At 64.1% G+C, this 21556-nt stretch carries 10 protein-coding genes, 1 other RNA gene, 2 pseudogenes and 1 riboswitch; of the genes and pseudogenes, 8 read left to right on the top strand and 5 right to left on the bottom strand.

Annotated elements, in window-relative coordinates:
* Positions 1–43 precede the first annotated feature (43 nt).
* A complete protein-coding gene (gene ilvC, locus ACCQ06_RS18220) occupies positions 44–1045 on the bottom strand; it encodes a ketol-acid reductoisomerase (protein ID WP_104617296.1) in 1002 nt (333 codons plus the stop codon).
* Positions 1046–1689: 644 nt separating this feature from the next.
* Here ilvC and ggt point away from each other — a divergent pair.
* Both ggt and ACCQ06_RS18210 read left to right on the top strand, forming a co-directional pair.
* Positions 1690–3400, top strand: a pseudogene (gene ggt, locus ACCQ06_RS18215) (gamma-glutamyltransferase).
* Positions 3401–3479: 79 nt separating this feature from the next.
* Positions 3480–5318 carry a methyl-accepting chemotaxis protein gene (locus ACCQ06_RS18210; RefSeq protein WP_316688607.1) on the top strand — a complete coding sequence of 613 codons (1839 nt, stop codon included), beginning with the start codon at positions 3480–3482 and terminating at the stop codon, positions 5316–5318.
* Between the two features lie 12 nt (positions 5319–5330).
* On the opposite strand, the pseudogene ACCQ06_RS18205 reads toward ACCQ06_RS18210, so the two are convergent.
* A pseudogene (locus ACCQ06_RS18205) lies at positions 5331–7301 on the bottom strand (S9 family peptidase).
* Positions 7302–7551: 250 nt separating this feature from the next.
* A riboswitch (TPP riboswitch) is annotated at positions 7552–7649 on the top strand.
* A 112-nt stretch (positions 7650–7761) separates the two neighbouring features.
* Between ACCQ06_RS18205 and thiC the strand changes: the two are divergent.
* The 5 genes from thiC to ACCQ06_RS18180 all read left to right on the top strand — a co-directional run bounded on the left by thiC (position 7762) and on the right by ACCQ06_RS18180 (position 16480).
* Positions 7762–9639 (top strand): phosphomethylpyrimidine synthase ThiC, encoded by a 1878-nt coding sequence (gene thiC / locus ACCQ06_RS18200; protein WP_316688605.1) that lies wholly within the window; start codon positions 7762–7764, stop codon positions 9637–9639.
* 58 nt (positions 9640–9697) lie between these two features.
* A non-coding RNA gene (locus ACCQ06_RS18195) (sX9 sRNA) lies at positions 9698–9774 on the top strand.
* A 425-nt stretch (positions 9775–10199) separates the two neighbouring features.
* Positions 10200–12539: a winged helix-turn-helix domain-containing protein gene (locus tag ACCQ06_RS18190; protein WP_316692668.1), complete on the top strand. Its 2340-nt coding sequence runs from the start codon at positions 10200–10202 to the stop codon at positions 12537–12539.
* 110 nt (positions 12540–12649) lie between these two features.
* Positions 12650–13543: a helix-turn-helix domain-containing protein gene (locus ACCQ06_RS18185; RefSeq protein ID WP_104617293.1), complete on the top strand. Its 894-nt coding sequence runs from the start codon at positions 12650–12652 to the stop codon at positions 13541–13543.
* A gap of 48 nt (positions 13544–13591) precedes the next feature.
* Positions 13592–16480, top strand: a complete 2889-nt coding sequence (locus tag ACCQ06_RS18180; protein WP_316688600.1) for a TonB-dependent receptor plug domain-containing protein — start codon at positions 13592–13594, stop codon at positions 16478–16480.
* A gap of 295 nt (positions 16481–16775) precedes the next feature.
* Here the strand turns inward: ACCQ06_RS18180 and ACCQ06_RS18175 are convergent, their stop codons facing one another.
* On the bottom strand, positions 16776–17891 hold the full coding sequence (locus ACCQ06_RS18175) for an HDOD domain-containing protein (protein ID WP_104617291.1): 1116 nt from the start codon (positions 17889–17891) through the stop codon (positions 16776–16778).
* Between the two features lie 147 nt (positions 17892–18038).
* Positions 18039–18575: an inorganic diphosphatase gene (gene ppa, locus ACCQ06_RS18170; protein ID WP_005990841.1), complete on the bottom strand. Its 537-nt coding sequence runs from the start codon at positions 18573–18575 to the stop codon at positions 18039–18041.
* 196 nt (positions 18576–18771) lie between these two features.
* On the opposite strand from ppa, the gene ACCQ06_RS18165 reads away from it, so the two are divergent.
* On the top strand, positions 18772–19254 hold the full coding sequence (locus tag ACCQ06_RS18165; protein WP_316688585.1) for a hypothetical protein: 483 nt from the start codon (positions 18772–18774) through the stop codon (positions 19252–19254).
* 206 nt (positions 19255–19460) lie between these two features.
* Here ACCQ06_RS18165 and ACCQ06_RS18160 read toward each other — a convergent pair whose 3' ends face one another.
* A complete protein-coding gene (locus ACCQ06_RS18160; protein ID WP_316688583.1) occupies positions 19461–21488 on the bottom strand; it encodes a sodium-translocating pyrophosphatase in 2028 nt (675 codons plus the stop codon).
* Positions 21489–21556 lie beyond the last annotated feature (68 nt).

Below are 21556 nucleotides of genomic sequence, written 5' to 3'. Positions count from 1 at the left end.
CGTTGCGGACCTTCGGTGTTAAGCGGTGGGGGATGCGGCGGCGTTATGCCGCTTGTTGATTCGCTGGTGCGGCAGCGGCTTGCTGTTCGCCGTTGAGCCAGACCATCTTGGCGCGCAGTTTCTTGCCCACTTCCTCGATCGGGTGTTCCAGGTCGGCCTGCTTGAACTTGGTGTAGTTCGGCAGACCGGCCTCGTATTCGGCCACCCAGTTCTTGGTGAAGGTGCCGTTCTGGATGTCGGTCAGCACGTCCTTCATGCGCGCCTTGGTGCTGGCGTCGATCACGCGCGGGCCGCTGACATAGTCGCCGTATTGTGCGGTTTCGGACACGAATTCCAGCATGCGGGTGATGCCGCCTTCGTAGAACAGGTCCACGATCAACTTCAATTCGTGCAGTACTTCGTAATACGCGATTTCCGGCTGGTAACCGGCCTCCACCAGCACTTCGAAACCGGCCTGCACCAGCGAGGACGCACCGCCGCACAGGACCGCCTGCTCGCCGAACAGATCGGTTTCGGTTTCTTCCTTAAAGGTGGTCTTGATGATGTTGGCGCGCGCGCCGCCCAGGCCGCCGGCATAGGTCAGCGCAAACTGCTCGGCCTTGCCGCTAGTGTCCTGGTACACCGCATAGATGCACGGCACGCCGCGGCCGATTTCATACTCCCGACGCACCAGCGCGCCCGGGCCCTTTGGCGCGACCAGCACCACGTCCAGATCGGCGCGCGGGGTGATCATGTCGAAATGCACGTTCAAACCATGCGCGAACAGCAGGCAGGCGCCTTGTTTCATGTTCGGCGCGATGACCTCTTCGTAGAGCTTCTTCTGCACCATGTCCGGGGTCAGGATCGCGACCAGGTCGGCGGTCTTCACCGCGTCGGCCGGCGCCACCACGGTGAAGCCGTCGGCCTGCGCCTTGGATTCGGTCGGGCCACCGGGACGCAGGCCGACGGTGACGTCGAAGCCGGAATCGCGCAGGTTCAGCGCATGCGCGCGGCCCTGGCTGCCGTAGCCGATGATCGCGATTTTCGGTTGGGTGTCGTTGCTCATGAAGTAATCCTTGCGGGGTTGGCAGTGAGAAAGGGATCAGCCGGCAGCGCAGAGGCTGGTTGGCCGAGCAAAGCGGGGATGAGCGAGGGCACCGTGCACGTAGACGCTTGCCGCAGCGCTGTTGCTGGCGCTGATGGAAGTAGTTGGCGCGATATTGGTGCTGTCGTTCATGTCATTCGAAACTTTTGGGGGTCCCTGAAACGCGAAACCCCGCGCCGTTGCCGGTGCGGGGTCTGATCGAAGCCTTGTGTGTCTGTCGCCTACACGAAGTCTCGTCCCGCACCGGTTGGCGAGGTAATAAGTACGAGCACGAGAAGCGACGCTGCCAACGCGCCGGAGGGCGCGGACATCAGAGCGTTCGTGGTGGCGGTGCGTTGCTGCATGGACTGAGATAACCATTGCCGCCGGTAGGGTGTCAACCCTTGCGGGTGAAACATCTGGATCAGCGCTGTTTACCGAGCGCGAAGCCTCATGGCAGCAGCATGGTTTCCATTGAAACCGGATCGCCGGCCGGCCGACATCGCAGATTTGCATCGCTAACTGCGCGGTTTTGTTGCTTCAGTGCGACCGTGATCGAACGCTGTGACGGAGGCCGCTGTTATGGTTGGTGTTTCATTCGTTGTGTCATGGGGGAGCTCTTGATCATGCGTCGCGTACCCGTCTTATTGGTGTCTGCTCTGGCGCTGCTCGCGCCGCCTCTTGGCGCCGCTGACCGTGTCACCGGACAAGCCTTCGCCACCCGCTCCGAAGTGATCGCCCCGCATGCGATGGCGGCGACCTCGCAACCGCTGGCCACCCAGATCGCGTTGGATGTGATGAAAAACGGCGGTTCGGCGGTGGACGCGGCGATCGCCGCCAATGCGGCGTTGGGCTTGATGGAGCCGACCGGCAATGGGGTGGGTGGGGATCTGTTCGCCATCGTCTGGGATCCCAAGACCAGCAAGCTTTACGGTTACAACGGCTCCGGTCGTTCGCCCAAGTCGCTGACCCTGGCCGAGTTTCAGCGGCGCGGGCTGAAAGACATTCCGCCGACCGGGCCGCTGCCGGTGTCGGTACCGGGCGCGGTGGATGGCTGGTTTGCGCTGCATGAGCGCTTCGGTCGCAAGCCGATGGCGCAGAACCTGGCTCCGGCGATCCGCTACGCGCGCGAAGGCCATCCGGTGGCCGAAACCATTGCCTATTACTGGGACCGCTCGGTACCGCGGCTGTCGCAATACCCCGGCTTCAAGGAGCAGTTCACCATCGACGGGCACGCCCCGCGCAAGGGCGAGCTGTGGAAGAACCCGAACCTGGCCAACACCTTGCAGCAGATCGCCGACGGCGGCCGCGACGCGTTCTACAAGGGGCCGATCGCACGCACCATCGGCGCCTACTTCAAGGCCAATGGCGGCTACCTGAGTTACGAGGACATGGCCAGCCATCAGGGCGAATGGGTCGAGCCGGTGAGCACCAATTACCGCGGTTATGACGTGTGGGAGCTGCCACCCAACAGCCAGGGCATCGCGGCGTTGCAGATGCTCAACATCCTGGAAGGCTACGATTTTTCCAAGATCCCGTTCGGCTCGGCCGAGCACGTGCATCTGTTCACCGAGGCCAAGAAGCTGGCCTTTGCCGACCGTGCGCGCTTCTATGCCGACCCTGCCTTCCAGCCGGCACCGCTGGCCAAGCTGGTGTCCAAGGAGTACGCCGCCCAGCGCCGGTCGCTCATTTCCATGGACAAGGCCTTGAAGGAAGTGCAGCCCGGCACGCCCAAACAACTGGAAGAGGGCGACACCATCTACATGACCGTCGCCGATGCCGACGGCATGAATGGTGTCGCTGATCCAGTCCAACTATCGCGGCATGGGCAGTGGCATGGCGCCGCCGGGGCTGGGCTTCATCCTGCAGGACCGTGGCGAGATGTTCGTGCTGAAGAAGGACCACCCCAACGGCTACGCGCCGGGCAAGCGGCCGTTCCAGACCATCATCCCGGCGTTCGTCACCAAGGACGGCAAGCCGTGGCTGAGCTTTGGCGTGATGGGCGGGGCGATGCAGCCGCAAGGGCACGTGCAGATCGTGATGAACCTGGTGGATTTCCATATGAATCTGCAGGAAGCCGGCGATGCCCCGCGCATCCAGCACGAGGGCTCTACCGAGCCCACCGGCCAGGCCACCGCGATGAGCGACGGCGGCGAGCTCAATCTGGAGACCGGGTTCTCCTACGACACCATTCGCGCACTGATGCGCAAAGGCCACAGGGTGATCTTTGCCGACGGCCCGTACGGCGGCTATCAGGCGATTGCCCGTGATCCGGCCAATGGCGTGTATTACGGCGCCTCGGAAAGTCGCAAGGATGGGCAGGCCGCCGGCTACTGAGCCAGCCGCCACGGATGAGTGCGCCGCTCAATTCTGCCCGCCGCGCGCCGCTAACGACACTGATGGTTTAGGAATCCCCATGAGCTCGATGCAATCGCCTGACCTGCCGTCGCACACGCGTGCGGCCCTGCTCCCCGACGCGCCGGTCGCCTTGCTGCGGCTGTCGGCCGAGGCGTGTGTGGTGGCCTGCAATCGCGCTGGCCTGGACGTGCTTGGCAAGACCGCCAATGAATTGGATGGCTTGCCGGCAACCGTATTGTGGGGATTGAGCGCCACCGACCTGGTCGGCGACGAAGGAGTATGGGCCGCGCCGGGCGACGACCCGGCCCGGCGCGTGCGTTACATCCGCGACCGCGAGCATGGCGGCTGGATGCTGTCGTTACCGCATGTGGAAACCGCAACCTTATTGCGCGAAGCCACGCGATTGGCCGACGGTAGCCGCCCGGTGCCGATCTCGCCGCTGCTGCAGCCCCTGGTGGCACGCCTGCAGGCCGAGCACGAAGACCGCACGGTGCTGGAGCGCACCGCGCAGGCGCTGGCCGGCTGCGAGCTGGATCTGCTGTTGCCAACGGGCCTGGCAGACACCGACATGGGCCGCCGGCTGCAGGCCGGCTTCGGCAATCTGGCCGAAGCGATCCGCCAGGCTGTGGCGCTGTCGGTGCAGATCGCCGCCGAAGTGCCGCCGTTGGTGGCCGAAAACGACGAGATGGTGCGCCAATCGCAGGCGCAGACCGAAGCGCTGGACGGTGCACGCACGGCCGTGGAGCGGTTGTCGTCGAGCCTGCAGGACGTCAATGCCGAACTGGCGCAGGTCATTGCGCTGGCCGCCAGCGCCGACGACAGCGCGCGCCAGGGTGTGGCCGCGGCACATGCGCTGGGTCAGGCCATGCATGAAGTGGAGCGCCGCGCGGCACGTGCCGGCGAGGTCATCGAAGTCATCGACTCGGTGGCGTTTCAGACCAATATTCTGTCGATCAACGCCAGCATCGAAGCGGCGCACGCCGGCGATGCCGGGCGCGGCTTTGCGGTGGTCGCCACCGAAATCCGCCGCCTGGCCGAACGTGCCGCCGCGGCAGCGCGCGATGTGCGCGCGATCCTGGCCGAAACCAGCGCCGCAGTGGGCGAGGGTGCGGCCTCCGCGCGCGGGACCGAGGCGGTGCTCGATGGCATCACCCGTGTGCTTGGGCAGGCCAGTAGCGCGATGACCACGGTGGCCGGACGCATCCAGGCGCAGGACGGCGAGATTCGCGGCATCGAGCGTGCGGTGGATGGCGTGGTGGCGTTGGGCCGCAGCAACCTGCAGCACGCCGCGCACGTGGCCGAACGCAGCGAAGCGCTGGAACGCGGCACCGAAACCCTGCGCGACTGCGTAGGCCTGTTCCGCCTGCCGCCCGATCCACTGCAGGTGCCCAGGCACGCGCGCGTCAAGGAACTCGCCGTTGCCACGGCGGGCAAGATCGGCACCGCATTGGCGCAGGCCATCGCGCGTGGGCAGATCGACGAAGCGGCGTTGTTCGCGCGCACCTACACCCCGATTGCCGGTGTGGAGCCGCCCAAGTTCAGCACCGACTTCGACGCGGTGTGCGATCACGTGCTGCCTCCGTTGCAGGAACCCTTGCTGGATGCGCATCCGTGGATCGTGTTCGCGATCTGCGCCAATCCCGACGGCTATGTGCCTACCCACAATCTGCGTTTCACCCAGCCGCTCACCGGCGACCCCAAGCGCGATCTGGTCGGCAACCGCACCAAGCGCAAGTTCTCCGACCGAGTTGGCCGCAGCGTCGGTGCACATACCGACCCATACCGCCTGCAGGTCTACCGCCGCGATACCGGCCAGATCATGTTCGATCTGTCTGCCCCGATCTTCGTCGGCCGCAAGCATTGGGGCGGCCTGCGGGTGGGCTATACGCTGGAGTGACGTGCGCCGGCGTTACTGCGGCGTGGTCGGCGTGGTGCCGCCCGCCGCTGCGGTTGTCGGATTACCCAACTGCCTGGCCAGGAAGCGTTCTAGGGTGCGGTAAAAGGCGATCTGGTTGGCGTCCTTGTAAAACCCGTGGCCTTCCTTGGGCACCGCCATCCATTCGGGCGCGTTGCCGCTACGCGTGAGCGCAGCACGCAGGCTCTTGGCCTGGGCAAAGGGCGCACGCTCATCCTCTTCGCCGTGGACCAACAGCACGGGCGCCTTGATGCGCTCGGCCAGCGAAACCGGCGAGTGCGCGGCAAGGTCGGCTGCGTCGCGGCCGATCACGCGTTGCAGGTAATTGGTGCCGGACGCGCTCTGATTGATGTCGCCTTTGGTGTACATCATCTGCAGGTCGTAGATGCCGGCCACCCCCACCGCGCAGCGGAACAGGTCCGGTGCCTTCACCTGCACCATCATCGCTGCGTAAGCCCCAAAACTGGCGCCGTAGCTGCAGATGCGCGAGCGATCGGCCAGGCCCTGGTCGATCGCCCAACGCACGCCATCCACCAGATCGTCCTGGATCCGTTCGCCCCACTGGCGGTAGCCCGCGCGTTCGAAGGCATTGCCTCGGCCGGTGCCGCCGCGATAGTTGACCTGCAACACCAGGTAGCCGCGGTTGGCGAGAAATTGCGCATCGGTATCGAACGCCCAACCGTCGCCGTCGGCATGCGGGCCGCCGTGCGGCAGCAGGATCATCGGCAGTGGCGCGCCCTGGCCGGCCGTCGCCGGAACGGTCAGTACGCCGTCCAGCATGAGCCCGTCGCGGGCCTTGAACTTCACCATCCGCCGCTCGCCCATCAGTGCTGCGGGCAGGGCGCTGCGGGACTTGATGACCAGCTTGAGCGTATTGGTCGGGCGATTGAAGATGTACCAGGCGCCGGCATCGCGGTCGCTATAGGCCTTCAGCAGCACGGCGCTGCCATCTTCGGTGAAGTTGACGAAATCCACGTACTGACCCGCCAAGGTCTCGCTGAGGCTGCGATGCAGCTGCGCCGGTGCGCTGTCGGGCGCGATCTAGCGCAGCGCGGGCCGGCCCGGTCCCAGTCGGGCCGCGAACGGCGCAAATGGCGCCAATCCCCATTGCAGATCATCCACGTCGTAGAACGGGTCGGACGCCAGTACGCTGCGCTGCTGTCCGTCCGGATCGCTGGACACCAATGCCGCCGGGCCGCCGGTGACGCTGTACCAGCCATAGACACGACCGGGTTGTTCGGCAAACGCAATCGGGCGCCAGTTGGACTGGACCTGCGTCAGTGGTGTCCAGCCGTTGCCGTTACGGCGGAACAGCAGCGAATTGTCGTCGTCATCGGTGCCGTAGGCGTACTGCGCCACATCATCGTTGTCGAGGATGAACCTCAGGCGCGGCACGTCGATGTCGGCCATTAACCGATGTGTGGTGGTACTCGCGTCCACGTCGTACAGCATCGAATGGCGCGAATCCAGCGACAGCCGCCGCATGTAGAAGTGCCCGTTACGCCGGCTCGGCAGCCCTTCGATGTAGCCGAAGCCGCGCTCCAGCCCCGCATTGCGCGTGCTTTGCTGGTAGCCGTAGACGTAGCGCTGATTGCCGCCATCCAGGTCGGTGGCGATGATCTCGCCCATCGGCACCGGTTCTTCCAGCGAGCCGAGCTTGCGGCCCTTGCCGATCACCATACGCCGATCGCTGACCCAGGCAATGCGCACCGGCAACTCGTAGCGCGGCAGGCGCAACATGGTGGTGGATTGCATGTCGGCGATGCGGTACACCACTAGCGCGTAGCTGCCATCCCCGAGATCGGCGCTGACCGCCAGATGCTTGCCGTCCGGCGACATCGCGGGCGAGGAAATCGGGCCGGATTCGACGAATACTTCCGCTGCTAGCGGCTCGGCCGCTGCACCAGGTCCCACCGCTGCGATCAGCACTGCCACGATCCACGCACACCGTCGCATCCATTGCATTCGCGTCGTCCATCCATGTTTTCACGCGACGATAACGAAGCGGAGCCGTCGGCCGCAAGGGGGGCGATAAAAAATGCCGCCGGGATGCGGCGGCAAGGAGAGAGGGCAGGTTTCTGGTTGTTGTGTGACCACGCTAGCGAGCCCATGTGCCGCGAACATGTCTGGGCATGTCAGCTGCATTGCTGCGTTCATCGGGCGGCTCTGTCACGCAACCGTGCATGCGCCCGCCAGCGGCGATGTGGTTTAATCGCCGCCGAAGTGGGGGTACCGCAGTGCGCTGCGGTTGAGATAGTCCCTTCGAACCTGATCCGGCTCATACCGGCGTAGGGAAGCTTCGTAAGATGCGATGGTCCGTGCCTGCACGGTTCGTCATATTGAGCGCCGCCGCTTCGTCCGCACTGCGACTTCTTCGCAGAGCCAGCGCCATTGGTGCTGGTCACCAGCACACAGGACGAACGCCATGAATGCCGCGCCTACCGTTTTGCAGCAACAAGCCCAATCGTTATCCGAGGCTGTGACCCAGCCGATTCCCGGTTCCCGCAAGATCTTCGTGCCCGGTTCGCGTGCCGATCTGCAGGTGCCGATGCGCGAGATCGCACTGACGCGCACGCCGACGCTGTTCGGCGGCGAAGACAATGCGCCGCTCAGTGTCTACGACACCTCCGGGCCGTATACCGATCCGCGGGCAGCGATCGATCTTGCTGCCGGCCTTGCGCCGTTGCGCGCCGACTGGATTGCCGAACGTGGCGATACGGTGGCGCTGGACACCTTGAGTTCGCACTTCGGGCGCGGCCGCGAACACGATGCGCGGCTGGATGCGGTGCGCTTCCCCGCACGGCGCCTGCCACGGGTGGCGCGCGCCGGCGCCAATGTCACCCAGATGCATTACGCACGGCGTGGCATCGTCACTCCGGAGATGGAGTTCGTGGCGATCCGCGAGAACCAGCGTCTGGAGGCCGTCACCGACGCAATGCTGCGCAAGCAACATCCCGGTGAATCGTTCGGTGCGTCGATCCAGCAACGCATCACGCCGGAATTCGTTCGTGATGAGATCGCACGCGGCCGCGCGATCCTTCCCAACAACATCAATCATCCCGAGAGCGAACCGATGATCATCGGTCGCAATTTCCTGACCAAGATCAACGCCAACATCGGCAACAGCGCGGTGTCGTCTGGCATTGCCGAGGAAGTGGAGAAACTGGTGTGGTCGATCCGCTGGGGCGGCGACACGGTGATGGATCTGTCCACCGGCAAGCACATCCATGAAACGCGCGAGTGGATCATCCGCAACTCGCCGGTGCCGATCGGCACGGTGCCGATCTATCAGGCGCTGGAAAAAGTCGATGGCCGTGCAGAAGAGCTGACCTGGGAGATCTTTCGCGACACCTTGATCGAGCAGGCCGAGCAGGGCGTGGATTACTTCACCATCCACGCCGGTGTGCTGCTGCGCTATGTGCCGCTCACTGCGAAGCGGGTGACGGGCATCGTCTCGCGCGGCGGCTCGATCATGGCCAAGTGGTGTCTGGCGCACCACAAGGAGAACTTTCTCTACACGCATTTCGAAGACATCTGCCAGATCATGAAGGCCTACGACGTGGCGTTTTCACTGGGCGATGGGTTGCGCCCGGGCTGCATCGCCGACGCCAACGATGCCGCGCAGTTCGGCGAACTGGAAACGCTCGGCGAGCTGACCAAACTCGCCTGGAAGCACGACGTGCAGACCATGATCGAAGGGCCGGGCCATGTGCCGATGCAGTTGATCAAGGAAAACATGGACAAGCAGCTGCGCGAATGCGGCGAAGCGCCGTTCTACACGCTGGGGCCGCTCACCACCGATATCGCGCCTGGCTACGACCACATCACCAGCGCCATCGGCGCGGCGATGATCGGCTGGTTCGGTACCGCGATGCTCTGCTATGTCACGCCCAAGGAACATCTGGGCCTGCCCAACCGGCAGGACGTGCGCGACGGCATCATGGCCTACAAGATTGCCGCGCATGCGGCCGATCTGGCCAAGGGACATCCCGGCGCGCAGGTGCGCGACAACGCCCTGAGCAAGGCGCGCTTCGAGTTCCGGTGGGACGACCAGTTCCATCTCGGGCTGGATCCGGAAAAGGCCAAGGAGTTTCACGACGAAACCCTGCCCAAGGACGCGCACAAGCTGGCGCACTTTTGCTCGATGTGCGGGCCGCATTTTTGTTCGATGAAGATCACCCAGGACGTGCGCGACTACGCGGCCGAGCACGGCATGGGCGAAGAGCACGCCTTGTCGGCTGGTATGGAAGAGAAGGCCTCGCAGTTTCTGGCGCAGGGTGCGCAGGTCTATCGCCCCTCTTAGAACAGCTGACAAAACGACTGTGCAGCCGCCAGGCGGCGCGGCCGGTGCTCGGTGCGGCATGTACCACTCGCATACTCCGGTTCTGAGCGCGCGCTCCACACCCACCTGGCGACTGCTCGCGACGTTTTGTCAGCCACTCTTGGCTCGCGAGCCTGCATTAGATTGCCCGCAGTGCATGGCTCGCTTATCAAAAATTCAGCTTCGTTGCACCAGATCGCATCGCTGTGCGCAAGTGCCGCGATGCGATCGCGTTGCAAGCGGTTACAGCGCATAAGGGCTTGCAGCGTTTTAGCTGAATCGCAGATAAAAAAATCGCGCCAGAAGGCGCGAAGGGAACATCGTAATTATTTGAATTCGTCGGCGAGAGAGAGAGAGCCTGACGTCGCCGCCCTTTATAGGAAGCAACGGGGCATAGAGTAAAATTTGCGCCAACTGGATGCATGACACAGTTGGTCGTGGTCCTTTGCTGAATTTGGCGTTTCGCACTGAGTGCGATGCGTTTTTGTAGTCCTTGCATGCCGACGCGTGTTTTGCCGATGAGTGTTCCTCCTGCTACTGCAATGCCATCTGGCCGGCTGCGTGTCGGGCCGTGTGTGGTCGATCTTGCCTCGCGCGAAGTACACGCACCGGGCGCACGGCGGGCGTTGCGGTTGCCACCCAAATCGTTAGCGGTGCTGCTGACACTGGCGCGACAGCCAGGGCAGGTAGTGACGCGTGAGCAGCTGCTCGCCGAGGTATGGCCTGACACCTTGCCCACCAACGATGTGGTGACCCAGGCAGTGACGCAGCTGCGTAAGGCGTTTGCCAGCAGCGGCAGCCAGCGGTCCGAGTACATCGAGACGATTGCCAAGACCGGTTATCGCCTGATGGCGCCGGTGGCGTGGGAGGCGTATGCGGACGCAGCGGCGACGCTGACGCAGACGGCGTCCTCGCTAGAGTCGCCAGGCGTGCAGCAGGCCACGCAGGAAGCGCCGCTCGCGACAGATGCGGTCAGCGCTACAGCGGAGGCCAGTCATCGCACGTCGGAACAAGTTTCAGCGCCGTTGCCTGCTGCAGCAATGACGCCGCGCCGACATCGTTGGATGGCATTGGCCTTCGCGAGTCTGGCGCTGGTGGTGGTGCTAGGCCTTGCGGCACGCACGCTGTGGCTGCGCGCGCCGGCAATGGAGATTGCGACGTCCACCGCTGTCCCCGGCAGCCCCAAGCGGCCGTACCAGGTCATCACCGCGGGCGGCGGATTCGATCTCACGCCCAGCCTCTCGCCCGACGGCAAAATGGTGGCCTACGCCTCGCTGACCAGCGATCGGCCGGGGACCTCGATCCTGGTCAAGACGACCGACAACGCGTATCCGCGGGTGCTGGAAGCGCCTGCGCCCGGCGTCTCCGACCGACTGCCTGCCTGGTCGCCGGATGGGCGCGAAATCGCGTTTTCCCGGCAATCGCCGGACGGCAGTTGCAGGATCATGATCGCCGCTGCGGTAGGGCAGTCCGCAGCACGCGAAGTGGTGCGCTGCGATGGCGCGGACATGCTCAGTTTCAGCTGGTCGCCCGACGGCCGCGCGTTGTTGTTCGGCAGCATGACCGGCGCGCAAGGTGCGCCCCGAATCCGGCGTCTGGATCTTGAGACCGGGCAATGGCAGGGATTGACCTACAGCGCGCAACCGACTGATTTCGACTACGCACCGCGCTATTCCCCGGACGGGCAATGGATCGTGTTTCTGCGTAATCCGCAGCTGGGCGATCTGTGGCGGATACCCGCGCAAGGCGGCAGCGCGGAGCGATTGACGCACGACAATGCCGATATCCGTGGCTGGAGCTGGTTGCCGGACGGCAGTGGGCTGATCTTCGGGCGTCGCGTGGATAGTGAGGCGCGTTTGTATCGGCTCGATCTGATCGCTCGCAGCCTGCACGATCTGGGCGTGGACGATGCGCAGGCGCCGGACGTGGCGCACGGGCATCTGGTCTTCGTGCAGCGCAAGCCGCAGTTCGGGGTGTATCAGGTCATCCACGACCCCATGAACGGTGGCTACATTCGGCGTCGCCTGTTTCCTTCCAATGGGCGCGACGATCAACCGATGATTGCGCCCGACGGGCATCAACTCATCTTCGCGTCCAATCGCTCCGGTGCGTATGGGTTGTGGTGGGGCGATGTCACCAATCAAGGCTCGGTGCGGTTGATCGAAGGGATCCGCCCGGATGCGCGACAGGCTGCCGATTGGTCGGCCGATTCGCGGCAAGTGCTGGTCAGCGGCAGCGATGCCGATGGACAGGCTGCGCTCTTTGAAGTGACCCCGAGCACCGGCAAGACGGTACGCCTGCCGGTACCGCAAGCGCGGCCATTGCAGGCGATCCATCTTCCCGATCCCAACCGGTTGCTGGTCGTGGCTGCGGCCGACGATGGGCATACCTTTGCCACGCTATACGACCGCAGCAGCAGCCCCTGGCGCGCGCTGGCCACGCTGCAGGATGTCTCGCAGGTACGCCTGGATCGCATCAGCGGGCAGGTGCTGTTGACGCATCTGAGCGGGGCAGGGCTTTGGCAGGTTGCGCCAACCCTGGCTGCCGATACCGTGCAGCCGGTGGACGCGCAGCAACCATCGCGCTGGCGCTATCGCAGCTGGGCGCCGGGCACCCAGGGTCAGGTGCATTACCTGTCGTCCAATGACAGTTGCGCGACGCACGACAGTGCGCTCGGCGGCGGTCGCGCGCAGTGCCTGGACGCGGCGAAGTTCACCACCATCAACGGTTTCAGCCTGGATCAGCGCAGCGGTGCGATGTATGTGGCGCTGGCCGAAGAAGACGGCAGCGCGATCGCCTACATGCCGTTGCCGGAGCAGCCATCGGTGTCCGTCGGCTTCATCTCCAACCTGTTGATGATGTTGAGAAAAGTGGCCTCGTAACTCCTTCGGAAAGGCTTCGTGGCAATTTCGGCAGAGCTTCGTGGAAACGTCCTGACTCACGCCAGATTCGGCAAAACACTACGCCCTCTTTTGTACAAGAGGCTGCCAACATGCAACAGGTCATCACTGCCGATCGCGGGCTCGCACTCTGCCTGGACGGTGCCAGCGACTCGACATCGACCACCTGTCTGGCTGTCTCGCGTCTGGGTAGCATCCGTACCGCCGCTGCGACATTTACCTTGTGGGTGCAGTTGCGGGGCCGCGCCTGGGTGGAATCCAAGGAAGGCCGTTTCCGGCTGCGCGCCGGCGACTGGATCGCCTTCGACAAGGACTCGCACCCCACCGTGCAGGCGGATCGCAGCGCGTTGTGCGTCGGCGTCAGCCTGGATGGCACCAGCTTGCAGTCGTTGGCCGAGTTGACCGACGCCACGCTGTATCCAGGTCGCAGCCAGCTGTCGCGCAGCGACCTGCGCATTGCGCTGCGGCTGTGGCGTAATGCGGCGCTGCAGAGCGGCAGCGCATCGGCGCGCCCGTTGTTGCTGCATCTGGCCGCGATGCAGCACGACTTCGTCGAGCAGGAGCAGCGTTGCCCGGGGCGTTCGCGTAGCCGTCGCCGTCAGGTGTTCGGCCGCATGCAACGGGCCCGGCTGTATCTGGAAGGCAACAGCGACCGCGTGGTGCGCATCAGCGAACTGGCGCAGCTGACCAACTTCTCCAGTTGGTATGTGTCCAAGACATTCCAGAGCCTGTACGAAGAAAGCCCGCAGGCGCTGTCGGCACGCTTGCGGCTGGAGCGGGCCTCCGACTTGCTGCGCGATACCTCGATGATGATCGGTGAGGTTGCGGCCGCCAGCGGCTTCGACAATTGCTGCAGCTTCGCACGCGCATTTCGTGCGCGTTTTGGCGTCTCCGCATCGCATTATCGCGAGCAGACGACCAATCCGCCAGATTCGGCAAAGCCACGGAACGTGACGCGCAAAGCGACGGCGTTCACGCAAACGTAATTTGCACGGGGGCGCTTAACGCGCCACTAACGAACCCTGGAGAGATTGATGAACCTTCGCACCTCCGCAGTGCGGCTGGGCCTGTTGCCCGCCGGTATTGCGATCGCGTTGACGCCGGCTTTTGCCGCCAACGCACAAGAGCAGTCCGCCCCGTCGACCACGACGCTGGACCGCATCGAAATCACCGGCTCGCGCATCCGCTCGGTCGACGTCGAAACCGCACAGCCGGTCTTCACCGTCTCCCAGCAGGACATTCAGAAGTCCGGCCTGGTGAGCGTTGGTGACATCCTCCAGAACCTGTCGATTGCCGGTACGCAGACTTACAGCAAGGCTGCTGTGCTGACCTCGGACCCGGAACAGGGCGGCCAGTACGTCAACCTCTACAACCTGGGTGAAAACCGTACCCTGGTGTTGGTGAACGGCAAGCGTTGGACCAGCAGCCTGAACGGCCTGACCGACATGTCCACCATCCCGAGCTCGCTCATCGAGCGCATCGAAGTCCTGAAGGACGGCGCCTCGGCGATCTACGGCTCCGACGCTGTGGCCGGTGTGGTCAACATCATCCTGCGTCAGAACTACGACGGTGCAGAAGCCTCGGCGTACTTCGGCCAGAACGGTCGTGGCGACGGTTCCAAGGAGCAGTACTCCTTCACCGCCGGCACCACCACCGACCGCGCCTCGCTGGTGTTCGGTGTCAACTACACCAACGAAGACCCGGTGTGGGCCAAGGATCGTGCGCTGACCCGTTACTCGGCCGGCCCGAACCACATCGAAGATGGTCTGAGTGCAACCGGCCCGTGGGGTCGCTTCACCTCCAACGACCAGACCTACATCCTCAATCACACCGGTTCGTTCGACGGTAAGGGCGTAGGTGCGGATTCACGCAATCTGGCCAACTACCACAACGACATCACCACCGACGACTACTTCAATTCCGTCGATCAGATGATGTTGCAGCAGTCCAGCCGCAACAAGTCGATCTTCACGACCGGCAGCTACAACCTGACCGACAGCGTGACCTTCAAGTCGACCGCGATGTACTCCGAGCGCGACTCGAACCGTCAGATCGCCGGCTACCCGCTGCAGGCTTCTTCGCAGCCGCAGTTCCCGGTGGCGATCAGTGGCAGCAGCTACTACAACCCGGTTGGCCAGGACATCAACAGCTGGTTCCGTCGTACGGTTGAATTGCCGCGCACCACCGAAAGCAACGTCAAGACCCTGCATTTCGATGCAGCGCTGGAAGGCGTGTTCGACGTCGGCAGCCACGGCTGGAACTGGGACGTTGGCTTCAACTACAACAAGTACGATGTGACGCAGGTTTCGCGCGGCAACATCAACTTGCTGGCGCTGCAGAAGGCGCTGGGCCCGTCGTTCCTCAATGCACAGGGTCAGGTGCAGTGCGGTACCGCAGCGGCTCCGATCGCGCTGGGTACCAGCAATGCGCTGGGCCAGTGCACCCCGTTCAACATCCTGGGTGGCCCGTCGGCCTCCACGCCGAACGCGCTGCAGTACATCAATGCGCTGGGTCAGGCCACCCAGCAGAGCCTGAGCAAGCAGTGGACCGCCAACGTGACCGGTGGTCTGTTCGATCTGCCGGCCGGTGAGCTGGGCTTCGCCGCAGGCGTCGAGCACCGCGAAATCAGCGGTTACGACTATCCGGATCAGCTGTCCAGCGCCGGTTACACCACCGACCTGGCGGCACAGGCCACCGAAGGTCGCTACCAGACCAACGAAGCCTACCTGGAGCTGTTGATTCCGGTGCTGAAGGATCTGCCGGGCGCCAAGGAACTGTCGTTCGACGTGGCCGCCCGTTACAGCAACTACAGCCGCTTCGGCGACACCACCAACAGCAAGTTCAGCTTCACCTGGAAGCCGATCGACGACCTGCTGGTGCGCGGTACCTACGGCACCGGTTTCCGTGCGCCGACCCTGTCGGACACCTTCGGTGGCGGCTCGCAGACGTTCGATACCTTCACCGATCCGTGCGACGCCACCTTCGGCTCGCTGGGCACCGCAGGCGTGGCAGCACGTTGCACCGCTGAAGGCCTGCCGGCGGGTTTCCGTCAGACCGATACCGCAGGCAACCCGGTCACGCGCCGCGACGTGCAGGGCAACGCACCGTTCAACTCGGGCGTGGGCAATGCAGAGCTTGAGCCGGAATACAGCATCACCCGCACCGTGGGCATGGTGTACAGCCCGCATTGGGTGCAGGGCCTGGACTTCTCGCTCGACTGGTACCGCATTTCCATCTCCAACATCATCACCGCCCTGTCGGCCAATGATGTGTTGAACAACTGTTACCTCAACAATCTGGCCAGCTACTGCGCCGACTACGGTCGCGACGCGGTCACCGGCCAGGTCACCACGCTGAGCCGCGGCAACGTCAACCTGGGCCGTCTGGAAACCGAAGGCTACAACTTCGGTGTGCGTTACCGCATGCCGGAAACCGCGTACGGCAAGTTTGCCGTCAACCTGGACACCAACTACCTGGCGACCTACAAGTCGCAGGCAGAAGCCGGTGCCGAGTGGGCGAACTCCGCAGGCTACTGGAACTTCCCGCGCGTGCGTGCCACCTTGGGCCTGGACTGGTCGCTGGGCGCGTTGTCGGCGAACTGGAACCTGCGTTACTACGGCGGCTTCCGCGATTACTGCTGGGATGCAGCGTCAGGCATCGAGTGCAACAACCCGAATTACCAGACCCCGAATCCGGGCTGGGGCGGCGGTACCGGTTCCAACAAGAAGGGCTCGATCTCCTATCAGGACGTCTCTGTCACCTGGCAGGCTCCGTGGGATGGCAGCGTGACCGTTGGTGCCCGCAACATCTGGAACAAGCAGCCGCCGGTGACCTACTCGATCACCAACAGCAGCACTGCGGCGATCGATCCGATGCTGGATTACGACCGCTTCCTGTTCGTGCAGTACAACCAGCGCTTCTGATCATCGAAGCGTCGTAACGAAAAGCGGGCCGAAAGGCCCGCTTTTTTTATGTCCGTCATTCCTGGTGCCGGGATGCGACGAACACAACGCTCCTGCGTTGTGTCGTGCGCGAGCGCTGCGTAGAAACCTGCATAGCCACCTGGAAGGGCACATCCCGTTGTCCAGGGCAACCATGCGAAACTGCATGCTGTAACAGCTGCTGCACCCCTTCGCGTTATCTGCAGCGCCAACGAAAAAGGCGCGAATATCTCGCACCTTTTCTCGTTTCACTATTCGCACCAAGTGGTGCCGTAACTCACGCCTCGGCAAGCCCCAGCAACGTCTCGGCCTGCTCGCGCCAGGTCGGCAGTCGGGAAATGACGCCGACCTTGGACAGATACTCTTCGTCCACCGTCTCGCCGCTGGCCAGTGCCGTGGCGACATGCACCGCACCGGTCACCCAGAAGCTGCGCAGGCTGGAGCGCTGCGGATGGCGATGGAAGGCCACCGCTTCGATGATCGGCATCGGAAGGCCCCACAGGCCAAGCAGATACGCGCCGGCTTCGGTATGGCCCAGGCGCTCGTCGCCGCCTTCCAGTGGCGGTTCGCGCTCGTCGCGCACGCCCGGCAACAGCAGGCCGATGTCGGCCAGCAAGGCGGCGGTGGAGCCGAGTTCGGCGCTGGTGGGGGGCAATACTTTCGCCGCCAGTCGCGAAGAGAGCAGGGCGCGGCGCTGCATCGCGCTACGCTCGGCCGGGGTCAACGTCTGCACCGAGAACACTTCGCTGGCCAGCACCAGGTCGCGCAGCGTCGCCACGCCCAGGCGAGTCACAGCGGTGCGCAGATCGGTGATGCTGCGGCCGCCGGAAAAGAATGCCGAATTGCACAGCTGCAGCACTTTGGCCGCAATCGCCGGGTCGCCGGCGATGAGCTTGGCGATGTCGGCCGCGTCGGCGCCATCGTCTTCTTCCAGCGCATGCATCAGGCTCAGATACAGATGCGGCGGCGAGGGCAGCTTTTCGATGCGCCCGATCGCCGCGCGCAAGCGCGGATTGCCCAGCAGGTCGCGCAGTTCTTCCAGGCTGGTGACGGCCTCGAGCAGGACTTCCGGCGCCAGCGGCATCGGCAGGAAACGATGGGCTACACCGATGATGCGGGCCGGCGGCGTCCGCTGGCCGTCCTGGGCATCGATCAGCGCGATGCGGATGGTGTCCGGGCGCAACGTGCGGATCTGCCCCAGCAACGTGGCGGCAGTCAGGTCCGGCAACACCGGGGCAACGATGACCGCATCGAAGGGCGACAGGGCCGCAGCTTCGATCGCCGAATTTCCATCGGCCACCTGCTGCGCCTGCCACTGGTCGCCGAGATCGGCGACGTAGTCGACCAGGTCGGACGGAAGACTGGCTTCGTCCCCAACAAACAGAATACGCAAGACACTTCCCCAGAAGTCACCGACGGCGGACGCCGGCCAAACGCAACTCGGTAATGTACCCAATCTACCGGCAGCGGTCACCGGGATCACGGCAAAAGCGTGATCCCGGTTGCTCCGCACGTGCAGAGCAGTGTTACAGCCAACGGCTTAGGGCGCGTCGGAATTATAGCGTTCCACCGATTCGACCAGGATGCGCTTGGCCTCGGCCGCGCCGCCCCAGCCGTCGAGCTTGACCCACTTACCCTTCTCCAGGTCCTTGTAGTGCTCGAAGAAGTGACCGATGCGCTCCATCCAGTGGCTGGACACCTGGTTGATATCTTCGATGTGCGCGTAGCCGGAGAAGATCTTCTCGATCGGCACCGCCAGGATCTTTTCGTCGCTGCCTGCCTCGTCGCTCATGCGCAGCACGCCGACCGGACGGCAGCGCACCACCGACCCCGGAACCAGCGGCAGCGGCAGGACCACCAGCACGTCGGCCGGATCGCCGTCGCCGCACAGGGTGTTGGGCACGTAGCCGTAGTTGCAGGGGTAACGCATCGGCGTCGACAGGATGCGGTCGACGAAGATCGCACCGCTGGCCTTGTCCACTTCGTACTTGACCGGCTCCGAATCCTTGGGGATTTCGATGACGACGTTGATTTCTTCCGGCAGATTCTTGCCAGAGGTGACCAGTTCAAGGCCCATGCGGGTAGCTCCGAGGCGTCAGCAGTGTGTAGAACGCGATTCTACGCGTTCGGCTGTTGCGCTGCAGCGACACTGAATGGGCAATCTTCTGAGGGCCCGGCGCGGCATAGCCTGCATTCATCGCGGGCAGCCGGCTGATCGTGGCGCCCGGGGGCGCGGTGCACGCTGCAGACTCATCCACTGCTCGGGAAATACCATGTCCAGGCTCGCACGCTTGCTCGTCGTACTGCTGCTCTCCTTCACCGCCCAGGCGGCCGTTGCCGCAGCGCCACTCCCCACTTACGTGGACGCGGTGGACTGGCCGGCCAATGCCGAAGGCTGGGAGGCCTTCATCGACTTGGAGCAGCGGCTGGACCGTGATTTCGACAATATCTGCGGCGATACCTTCTGCGGAGGCGAATTCAGCGACTACCAGCCGTTGCGCTTTCGCTGCTCGGTCCACCGCGTCACCGGCGTGGTGCGCAGCTGCATCTGGACCTTCGGTGCCAGCGAAGTGAGTGTGGATCCCCGCAGCGGCTACCTTCGCTCGGACAGCCGCGTCTGGCGCTGCACCGCACCGCTGAAAGCCGGCACGCGCCTGGACGAGATGTACCGTGTGCTTGCGGTGACCAACCCCTTGTTCGAGCCGCTGCCGGGCGGCGCGCCGCCGATCTATGATGGCCTGATTGGCTGTCTTTGAGAGATGGCAGCGGAGGGTGTCGTTGCTGGCCACGTTGTCGCCTGTGGCGGCGCGTGCTGGCAGCGTCGCAGGGACGCCAAACGACCGCCAATACGTTCGCTGGGGAGACAATGACGTCAGTATTGTCCGTCGCGGTAGCCAGCTTTCCCGCGCAATGACCTGCGGCCCTATGGCCGCAGGTCCGAGATCCCTGCGGGCATGCCTTGCTATAACAGCGGCACCAGCAGCAGCGCCACGATGTTGATGATCTTGATCAACGGATTGATTGCCGGCCCGGCGGTGTCCTTGTACGGGTCGCCGACGGTGTCGCCGGTGATTGCCGCCTTATGCGCTTCGCTGCCCTTGCCGCCGAAATGGCCGTCCTCGATGTACTTCTTGGCGTTGTCCCAGGCCCCGCCGCCGGTGGTCATCGAAATGGCCAGAAACAGCCCGGTGACAATGGTGCCGATCAACAATCCGCCCAATGCGCGCGGCCCCAGCAGCAGCCCGACCACGATCGGGACCACCACCGGCAACAACGAGGGCACGATCATTTCGCGGATCGCCGAGCGGGTCAGCATGTCCACGGCGCGGTCGTACTGCGGCTTGGCGGTGCCGGCCATGATGCCGGGGATCTCGCGGAACTGACGGCGCACTTCTTCGACCACTGCGCCCGCCGCGCGGCCCACCGCTTCCATCGCCATTGCGCCGAACAGATAGGGGATCAATCCGCCGATTAATAGACCGATGATCACGGTGTGGTCCGACAGATCGAAGGCGAACACTTCAGCGGGATTGGCCGCCTGCAGGTTGTGGGTGTAGTCGGCAAACAGCACCAGTGCCGCTAGCGCGGCCGAGCCGATCGCATAGCCTTTGGTGACCGCCTTGGTGGTGTTGCCGACCGCATCCAATGGGTCGGTGATGGCGCGCACTTCCGGTGGCAGTTCGGCCATTTCGGCGATGCCGCCGGCGTTGTCGGTGATGGGGCCATACGCATCCAGCGCCACGATCATGCCAGCCATCGACAGCATCGCCGTGGCCGCGATCGCAATGCCGTACAGCCCGCCAAAGTGAAACGCGCCCCAGATCGCTGCGCACACCGCGATCACCGGCAGCGCGGTGGACTTCATCGAGATACCGAGGCCGGCGATGATGTTGGTGCCGTGCCCGGTGGTGCTGGCAGAGGCCACGTGCTGCACCGGCGCGTATTGGGTGCCGGTGTAGTACTCGGTGATCCACACGATCAGGCCGGTGAGCACCAGGCCGATCAATGCGCAGGCATAGAGCGAGGTCGCGCCATGGCTGTTGTCGCGCATCAGGCTCTGGGTGATCGGCCAATAGGCCAGCGCAGCCAGCACGCCGGAGACGATCACGCCCTTGTAGAGCGCCCCCATGATCGAGCCGCCTGCTTTGACCTTGACGAAAGCCGCACCCACGATCGAGGCGATGATCGAGACACCGCCCAACACCAGCGGATACAGCACCGCATGCAGCCCGGTCTCGGCCAGGGTCAGGCTGCCGAGCAGCATCGTGGCGATCACGGTGACGGCATAGGTTTCGAACAGATCCGCTGCCATGCCCGCGCAGTCGCCCACGTTATCGCCGACGTTGTCGGCAATCACCGCAGGATTGCGCGGGTCGTCTTCGGGGATGCCGGCCTCGACCTTGCCAACCAGATCCGCCCCCACATCTGCCCCCTTGGTGAAAATGCCGCCACCCAGACGCGCGAAGATCGAAATCAACGATGAGCCAAACGCCAGGCCCACCAGGGCATGCAGGTTCTGCTCCAGCGGCAGACCCATGGCTTGCAGCACGGCGTAGTAACCGGCCACGCCCAGCAAGCCCAGCCCCACCACCAACATGCCGGTGATGGCGCCGCCCCGGAACGCCACATCCATCGCACGGCCGATGCCATGCCGTGCGGCTTCTGCGGTGCGCACGTTGGCGCGCACCGACACGTTCATGCCGATATAGCCGGCCAACCCCGACAGCACCGCGCCGAGCGCAAACCCGATTGCCGTGTACCAGCTCAGAAACAGCCCGACCAATACGAACAGCACGCCGCCGGCGATCGAAATCGTGAGGTACTGCCGATTGAGATACGCGCGAGCGCCTTCCTGGATCGCCGCGGCGATCTCCTGCATGCGCGCGTTACCGCTTGGCTGCGCGACCACCCAGCGCGCCGACACGATCCCGTACAAAATTGCCAATACCGCACAGCCCAGCGCAAGCCCTAACCCGTAGTGTTCCAGCATGACCCCTCCCAAGAGAATGGATGTCATCCGGTCGGGACGAACCAAGGGCGACGCACGCAACGAGTGAC

The sequence above is a fragment of the Xanthomonas sp. NCPPB 4467 genome, assembly GCF_041475665.2.
Lineage (GTDB): Bacteria > Pseudomonadota > Gammaproteobacteria > Xanthomonadales > Xanthomonadaceae > Xanthomonas > Xanthomonas dyei.
The sequence above is the reverse complement of the archived record's forward strand: the minus strand, read 5'-3'. Positions and strand labels throughout refer to the sequence as shown.

What these genes read in the sequence shown, in the direction of transcription:
- ACCQ06_RS18165 (WP_316688585.1), top strand. Translation starts at nt 18,772, where the DNA reads ATGTCCAGGCTCGCACGCTTGCTCGTCGTACTGCTGCTCTCCTTCACC.
- ppa (WP_005990841.1), bottom strand. Translation starts at nt 18,575, where the DNA reads ATGGGCCTTGAACTGGTCACCTCTGGCAAGAATCTGCCGGAAGAAATC.
- ilvC (WP_104617296.1), bottom strand. Translation starts at nt 1,045, where the DNA reads ATGAGCAACGACACCCAACCGAAAATCGCGATCATCGGCTACGGCAGC.
- thiC (WP_316688605.1), top strand. Translation starts at nt 7,762, where the DNA reads ATGAATGCCGCGCCTACCGTTTTGCAGCAACAAGCCCAATCGTTATCC.
- ACCQ06_RS18180 (WP_316688600.1), top strand. Translation starts at nt 13,592, where the DNA reads ATGAACCTTCGCACCTCCGCAGTGCGGCTGGGCCTGTTGCCCGCCGGT.
- ACCQ06_RS18210 (WP_316688607.1), top strand. Translation starts at nt 3,480, where the DNA reads ATGAGCTCGATGCAATCGCCTGACCTGCCGTCGCACACGCGTGCGGCC.
- ACCQ06_RS18160 (WP_316688583.1), bottom strand. Translation starts at nt 21,488, where the DNA reads ATGCTGGAACACTACGGGTTAGGGCTTGCGCTGGGCTGTGCGGTATTG.
- ACCQ06_RS18190 (WP_316692668.1), top strand. Translation starts at nt 10,200, where the DNA reads ATGCCATCTGGCCGGCTGCGTGTCGGGCCGTGTGTGGTCGATCTTGCC.
- ACCQ06_RS18185 (WP_104617293.1), top strand. Translation starts at nt 12,650, where the DNA reads ATGCAACAGGTCATCACTGCCGATCGCGGGCTCGCACTCTGCCTGGAC.